The following is a 6,037-nucleotide window of genomic DNA, read 5'->3' as shown; positions in this document are numbered from 1 at the left end:
ATCAATATGACTCATGAAATAGTTGTTCCACTTATCACATTTTGAAAAATTTTACTTATCAAATGCTCTCACTCAACTTTTTTTATATGTGAATAACATAGGTGATAAGTATGATGAACAACGAGCTACTAAAAAATTTAGCGATAAACTGCAACCACGCTGAGAGAACACAGCGTAACTATAGTAATGCATTAAGGAAATACAGCGAATATTATGGTATGAGCCTTCAGGAACTTCTTGATGAAGCTGAGGAAGATGAAAGAAATAATGTTAGATGGAAATACAGCCGTTTAAAAACTAAACTGCTTGAATACAGACATCATTTATTAGAAACTTCCGCATGGAATACTGTAAAAAAAGACATAACCATCATCCAATTTTTCTACAAATTCTATGACATTGAAGTGGGAAAACTACCTAGAATCAATCAAAAATCCGTGAAAAAATCTCAACCAATATATTTCAAGGATTTACCTGACAAAGAGATAATCAGAGAAGCATTTAAAATAGCACCGCCTTTAATGAAAGCAATAATTCTGTTTTCCGCATCCAGCGGATGTGCCAAAGCTGAAACATTAGGTCTGACCATTAAAGATTATATTGATGCTCTTTCAGAATATCTTCCTCGCAGGAAAAGAGACATTTATGATATAATTGATTATCTAACTGATGCTGGTGATATTATTCCTACATTCAGGTTGTTAAGGAGAAAAACAAACAAATATTACATTACATATTGCAGTCCTGAAGCGGTTAGGGCTATCAATGCATATCTCTTAACCAGGGAAGATGAATTAACAGATGAAAGTCCGCTTTTTAAAATAAGTGAAAGGCGTCTGACTTATCACTATCAGAAAATAAATGATACCCTTAATCTTGGAAGAGTTGGAAACTACGGAAGATTTAGAAGTCACATGATGAGGAAATTTCATGCAAGTGCTCTTTATAATGACGGCATGAGTCTGGATAAGGTTAACGATCTGCAGGGAAAAGCCAAAAATTCAACAGATTCAGTTTACTTTATGACAAATCCTGAAGACCTGAAATATGAATACATTAAACATTTACCAGCCATTACAATAAATACTGATGTTAAAAAGTTAACCATCAAATCTCCTGAGTTTATGCAATTGGAAAAAGAAAATGAAGTGTATCAGAACAGGATACATAAACTTGAAAGTGATGTGGCCAGTATCATATCACGTATGCCTGAGGCAGGCAAATAATCTATTAACTGAAAAGTGAAATTTATACATTTCACTATTCTTTACTTTTTTTGTTAAACACCAATTGTAAAAACATCGGTGTTTTATTTTTATGGATAAACAAATCAATATTGAATTAAACTATTTTTTAAACAATATTTACTAAAATACAAAACAAAATGTTTATATATTCATTTTTACATAAGTATAATTGCCATTATGTGATGGGAACAATTTTACGAAGTGAAAGCAATTTTTCACTCCCGTACAACTTTCCCCTATAATGCGTAAACAGTCAGCATATGGAGGTAAAATATCGAGAAAAGCAATGAAAAAAAGATCATGAGAAAAGGATTATAAAAAAATAATGTTATTTGAACAACGAGCTATAATATTATTTTTGATATAATCCTAAAGGGTCAGTGTGAGAAAAATAAAAATGATTAGCAAGTCGACAAACATGTTAAAAATTAATACTTTTCAAAACTTAACCCAATATCTAGTTTATTTTAAGGAATATATAAATATTTTCACATTTAAACAAAGCAAAACTTATTTTATTCTAAATATTGGGAAAATAATGGAAAGTTGATTTTACTCCAATACTATTTTTGTTTTTCAAAAACTTCTGGCCCTGATGAGTTTTAGACCGTTGAATTTGCACACCCCAGTAATACAATGGGAAAAAAGGAGATGAAAAAAATGTGCGGTATAATAAAACCCCGGATGGGTGAAGTAATTATTACAAATAACTTCCAGGCACTTGAAGAAGCTATTGATGAGATAACTGAAACAGAAAACATAAGAAATGAAAGGGAATTCTTTGAGATGTACAGAATCAAGATACTGAAACTGGATCAATAGCTTAGAGGTTGAAATGAAATCAAAAATATTAAAGGAGACTAATATGTTAGAGCAAGACGTGAATGGAGTGCCTCATGTTTTAGTCCCAAGAGACGTATGGGATGACATATGGGCAGTATTAATTTATATCAAGGATCCAGGTGAATTGCATGAATAGCTATTCACCATTCAAAAGACAGGTGGCTGAGATAGCCCCTCACAATCAGTTCGATGACAACTACCACGGCATCCTCACCCATGGCGGTAAAAAGGCCTACCAGACAATGATACATTCAAAACTGTTGGGCTTGATTCATTATGCTGCTGCAGGTGACATTGGCCTAATCAAATTCATAAGAGGAGAAGCTTTCATTGTTGGATTTAGGAAAACCAAAGGAGATGACTGATATGCAGGAGACAATTCTTGAAATGCAAAGAAACCTTGATGATAAACATTTCATTGCATTCGTATCTGCAAATGAAAATCCTCAATCTGTAGCATTGAAATCAGACATGCTGGATTTCCCTGACAATAAAACATTACTAATCCGTAAAAAAGGAGGAAGAACTAAAATAATTAACTTGAATTTAATTATTGAAATCTCTATCAGGAGGTTGGGTCGATATGCCTAAACCGGCAAGATTATATCCAAAACCGGAACCGATGAAAATTAATCCAAAATTGGTTTTTATTGGAAGCATTGCATTTGCCATACTAATCGGATGGATTGGAATTGCAACAAGTACAGGAGGAGTCTAACTCCTCCAATAATATTTAAGGTGATAATATGGTAAAAGCTGAACTTATAGAAAATCCTCAGGGAAATGAGGTAATGAAAGTTGTTGATAATGTTCCCGATGTCGATACAGCTATTGAACAGTGGGACGCATATCAAAAACTCTGTAAAGGACTGTTGAACGAAACAGACTATCAGGAAATCATAGTCAAAGAGAAAGATGAAAACGGCAACTATGTCAGCGTGAAAAGACACTTCAAAAAGAAATCAGCATGGCAGAAGCTATCCCGTGCATTTAACGTGGATACTGAAATAATTGACCGTGACCTTGAAAGAACAAAAATGGGAAGGGTACGTGAAGCCTACTACTGCGTTCGTGCCACTCTTCCAAATGGCAGAAGTGTCGAATCAGATGCACTATGCTCCAGAAGTGAAAAAGGAAAAGACAAAGTTTCCGATCACACAATCATGTCCACTGCAAAAACCCGTGCAACCAACAGGGCAATTGCAGAACTGATAGGAGCCGGAGAAGTAAGTGCTGAAGAAATGACAGCAGAAAAAATGGTTACACAAAACCAGTCAAAATTTTTAAAAGAGGATGAATCCTAAATCCTCTTTAATATTATTTAGGAGATGTTAAAATGAGTAATGACAGACAAAGCATATTTACAAGCACCCAATTGGATTATGAAGAAATTGTAGAAATCCCTGAAGGATATGAAAAAGCAGAACTAAAAGACTTTGAAGACGGAACCCTAATCACCGGAAGACCACAAATGTCTTCAGTTACATCCTACACTTTCGACTATGACGGTGAAGAAAAAACCGTTAACAGATTCAAACTCTTTATCTTCAAAGATGACGAACAACTATACGTTGAAATAAACGTTAACCTCAAAAATGATGGAGACCTTCACAAAAACATCCGCAAAGGAAGCGTACTCTTTGACTTCTTGACTTCAATTCTTGAACTGGAAAATGCAGGTTCAGTCGGCAAATCCAATGTTGTCAGAAATGTTGACCTTGCCGAATACCGTGAGTTTGTAAACAGGTTATCTGAAATGACAATCCAGGTCAAAGAGAAATCCGGAACATACGTATACTACAGTTTCATCGTACGTGATGTTCAAGTCTAGACGGAGCAAATAACAATGAGTAATGTAGCTGAATTACCCACAAAAGATACAATAACCCTCATTATCAATCCAAAAAATCCTGATAAGGTTACATATGTATTTAAAAACAAGTTTGGTAATAAGATTGGAGAGTATCTAAACAAATCTCCAGCTACATTATCTTCTCAAAGTAATGTCGCAAAGCACTACAAAGAGATTATGGATCCAAAAGGCAAAATAGAGCCAAAGATAATCAACCGTCAGTTTTCAGAAGTTAAACAGCTATTGCAGCTCAACTATGAAAATGAACTGTCAGTCATTGAACAAGAAATAGCTGACAAACTTCAGGCAGAGCAGGAAAGAGATGCTACCAAATTAAAGGAAGCTATCACTAAACTCCAGTCACTGCACTGTCCTTTGGTTTATATCGGCAGTGTCATTGAATGGCTTACTGCAGGTGAGCGCAACAACATATTGTATGCATTCACCGTATATGCAGGACAGGTTGTTCTGGGAAATCCAGTATCTGTAATATGTCTGGGTGAGGCCAGCAGCGGAAAGTCCCACATTCAGGAAACTGCATTAAGACTGATTCCAAAGAGATTCATCGTTAATGAAAAGAAAATCACTGAAGCGGCTCTGTTCAACCGTGCCAAAACAGACAGGTATTTCTATGACGGCAAGATTGTCAACTACGGAGACATGGGTGGAAATAATGACCATGAGTTTATGGAAGAGTCCAAAAACCTCATGAAAGAACTTCAGTCCGACGGCTTTCTAAACAAACCGTTAAGCATACCTGACGGTGAAGGAGGATGGGAAGTCAAGGATTTAAAACTTGAAGGAAGACCATGTCTAACCTATACTACAGTACCCAATCATAATTTCGATGAGCAGGAAATGAGCAGAAGCATATTCATTACTCCAAGAATGGACAACAAAGATATCTTCAATCGTAGAAACACTGCACTGGAATTCAAGCACGGCAAAAGCTACAAGATTCTAAAGAAATATGAAAGGGAATCCGAACTGGTGCCGTACATGCTATTGCATCTGAAGGAAGTCTTTGAAGACATTGTAATAATAAATCCATATGTTTACTTTGTCATTAACTTCCTTAAGAACTCTGCATTCTATAAAAGGGATTTTGACAAGTTCAACGGCATACTGAAAACAATAACTGCCCTGAATTACTATAACCATGAAATCCATGAGATTGACGGTAAGAAAGTAATTCTGACTAATATTGCTGATGTTCAGCAGTTCATGAGTCTGCTCAAGCCATACAAGGAAAGCATATCTGCAAACCTGGCTCCAAAAGCGGTTGAGGTTTTAAATGACATCAGAAACAATATCGATGACTGGAGAATCAATAAGGACAGGGAAGTATTGGACATGGGAATTACAACCAATGAATACTTCTCGCTTCAGAATCTTGAATTGAGTAAGGCATCAGTCAGGAAATACATGTATGAATTGGCAGACAGATCCAATGTATATGACTTGGCAAAAAGTGAAGTTGCATCCATCAACTATGATTTAAAACACATGGACGATTCAATATATGAAATCATCAGCTATGAGATTGGCGAATGGGTTTTAGACATTATGAAAGAAGATAAATTTATTGAGGGGTTAAGTATAATGAACTTTGACAGCACGATTAAAAAACCGCCATGGATGGGAAAACCAAAAAAACCATGAAAACTCAAAAAACCTAAAAAACCTGAAAGTGGAAAAACCATGAAAACTCATAAAAACTTTTCAAAAAGTTTTTTCACGAAAATTGTTTAAAAGTGTTTTTAGGCAAATTCAAGAATTATTCATTGAGTTTAATGGTGATTTTTACTATCGGAAAAATAAAAAAACCATGATTTTCAGGAATGGACGGGAGCAAACTTTCAAAAAGTTCTCCCGCATACCCCCTGAAAAAATAGTTTTTATAAAAATATGTATAATGAAAAAGCCATAAGAACTGTCCGTTTTATCGTTTGAGAACTGTGAGTAGTTTTTTAAAAAAACTTTTCAAAAAGTTCTCAATAGTTTTTATGGTTTTTATAAAATTATTGAAGTGATGTAAATGAAGTCTATAAGACAGCAGATAATCGAAGCCAAGAAGGAAAAGACTCAAAGAGAG

At 35.0% G+C, this 6,037-nt stretch carries 8 protein-coding genes; all 8 read left to right on the top strand.

Features of this window, described 5'->3' with window-relative positions; all coding sequences use genetic code 11:
• Window positions 1–110 precede the first annotated feature (110 nt).
• The 8 genes from QZU75_RS12535 to QZU75_RS12500 all read left to right on the top strand — a co-directional run bounded on the left by QZU75_RS12535 (window position 111) and on the right by QZU75_RS12500 (window position 5,604).
• Complete coding sequence (locus tag QZU75_RS12535) at window positions 111–1,226, top strand: tyrosine-type recombinase/integrase (protein ID WP_296884160.1); 1,116 nt, start codon at window positions 111–113, stop codon at window positions 1,224–1,226.
• Between the two features lie 705 nt (window positions 1,227–1,931).
• Complete coding sequence (locus QZU75_RS12530) at window positions 1,932–2,069, top strand: hypothetical protein (protein ID WP_296884158.1); 138 nt, start codon at window positions 1,932–1,934, stop codon at window positions 2,067–2,069.
• A 149-nt stretch (window positions 2,070–2,218) separates the two neighbouring features.
• A complete protein-coding gene (locus QZU75_RS12525) occupies window positions 2,219–2,455 on the top strand; it encodes a hypothetical protein (protein WP_296884156.1) in 237 nt (78 codons plus the stop codon).
• Window positions 2,448–2,681 carry a hypothetical protein gene (locus tag QZU75_RS12520; RefSeq protein WP_296884155.1) on the top strand — a complete coding sequence of 78 codons (234 nt, stop codon included), beginning with the start codon at window positions 2,448–2,450 and terminating at the stop codon, window positions 2,679–2,681. Before QZU75_RS12525 ends, QZU75_RS12520 begins: the two co-directional genes overlap by 8 nt.
• A complete protein-coding gene (locus QZU75_RS12515; RefSeq protein ID WP_296884154.1) occupies window positions 2,674–2,808 on the top strand; it encodes a hypothetical protein in 135 nt (44 codons plus the stop codon). Before QZU75_RS12520 ends, QZU75_RS12515 begins: the two co-directional genes overlap by 8 nt.
• Window positions 2,809–2,836: 28 nt before the next feature.
• Window positions 2,837–3,394, top strand: coding sequence for a hypothetical protein (locus QZU75_RS12510; protein ID WP_296884152.1), 558 nt, complete (start codon window positions 2,837–2,839; stop codon window positions 3,392–3,394).
• 32 nt (window positions 3,395–3,426) lie between these two features.
• Entirely contained in the window at window positions 3,427–3,921 is a 495-nt protein-coding gene (locus tag QZU75_RS12505; RefSeq protein WP_292888910.1) for a hypothetical protein, read from the top strand.
• Window positions 3,922–3,936: 15 nt separating this feature from the next.
• Entirely contained in the window at window positions 3,937–5,604 is a 1,668-nt protein-coding gene (locus QZU75_RS12500) for a hypothetical protein (RefSeq protein WP_296884150.1), read from the top strand.
• Window positions 5,605–6,037: the final 433 nt, after the last annotated feature.

Origin of the sequence: uncultured Methanobrevibacter sp. (assembly GCF_902764455.1) — an archaeon.
Classification (GTDB): domain Archaea; phylum Methanobacteriota; class Methanobacteria; order Methanobacteriales; family Methanobacteriaceae; genus Methanocatella.
This window is presented reverse-complemented; position numbering and strand designations above follow the sequence as displayed.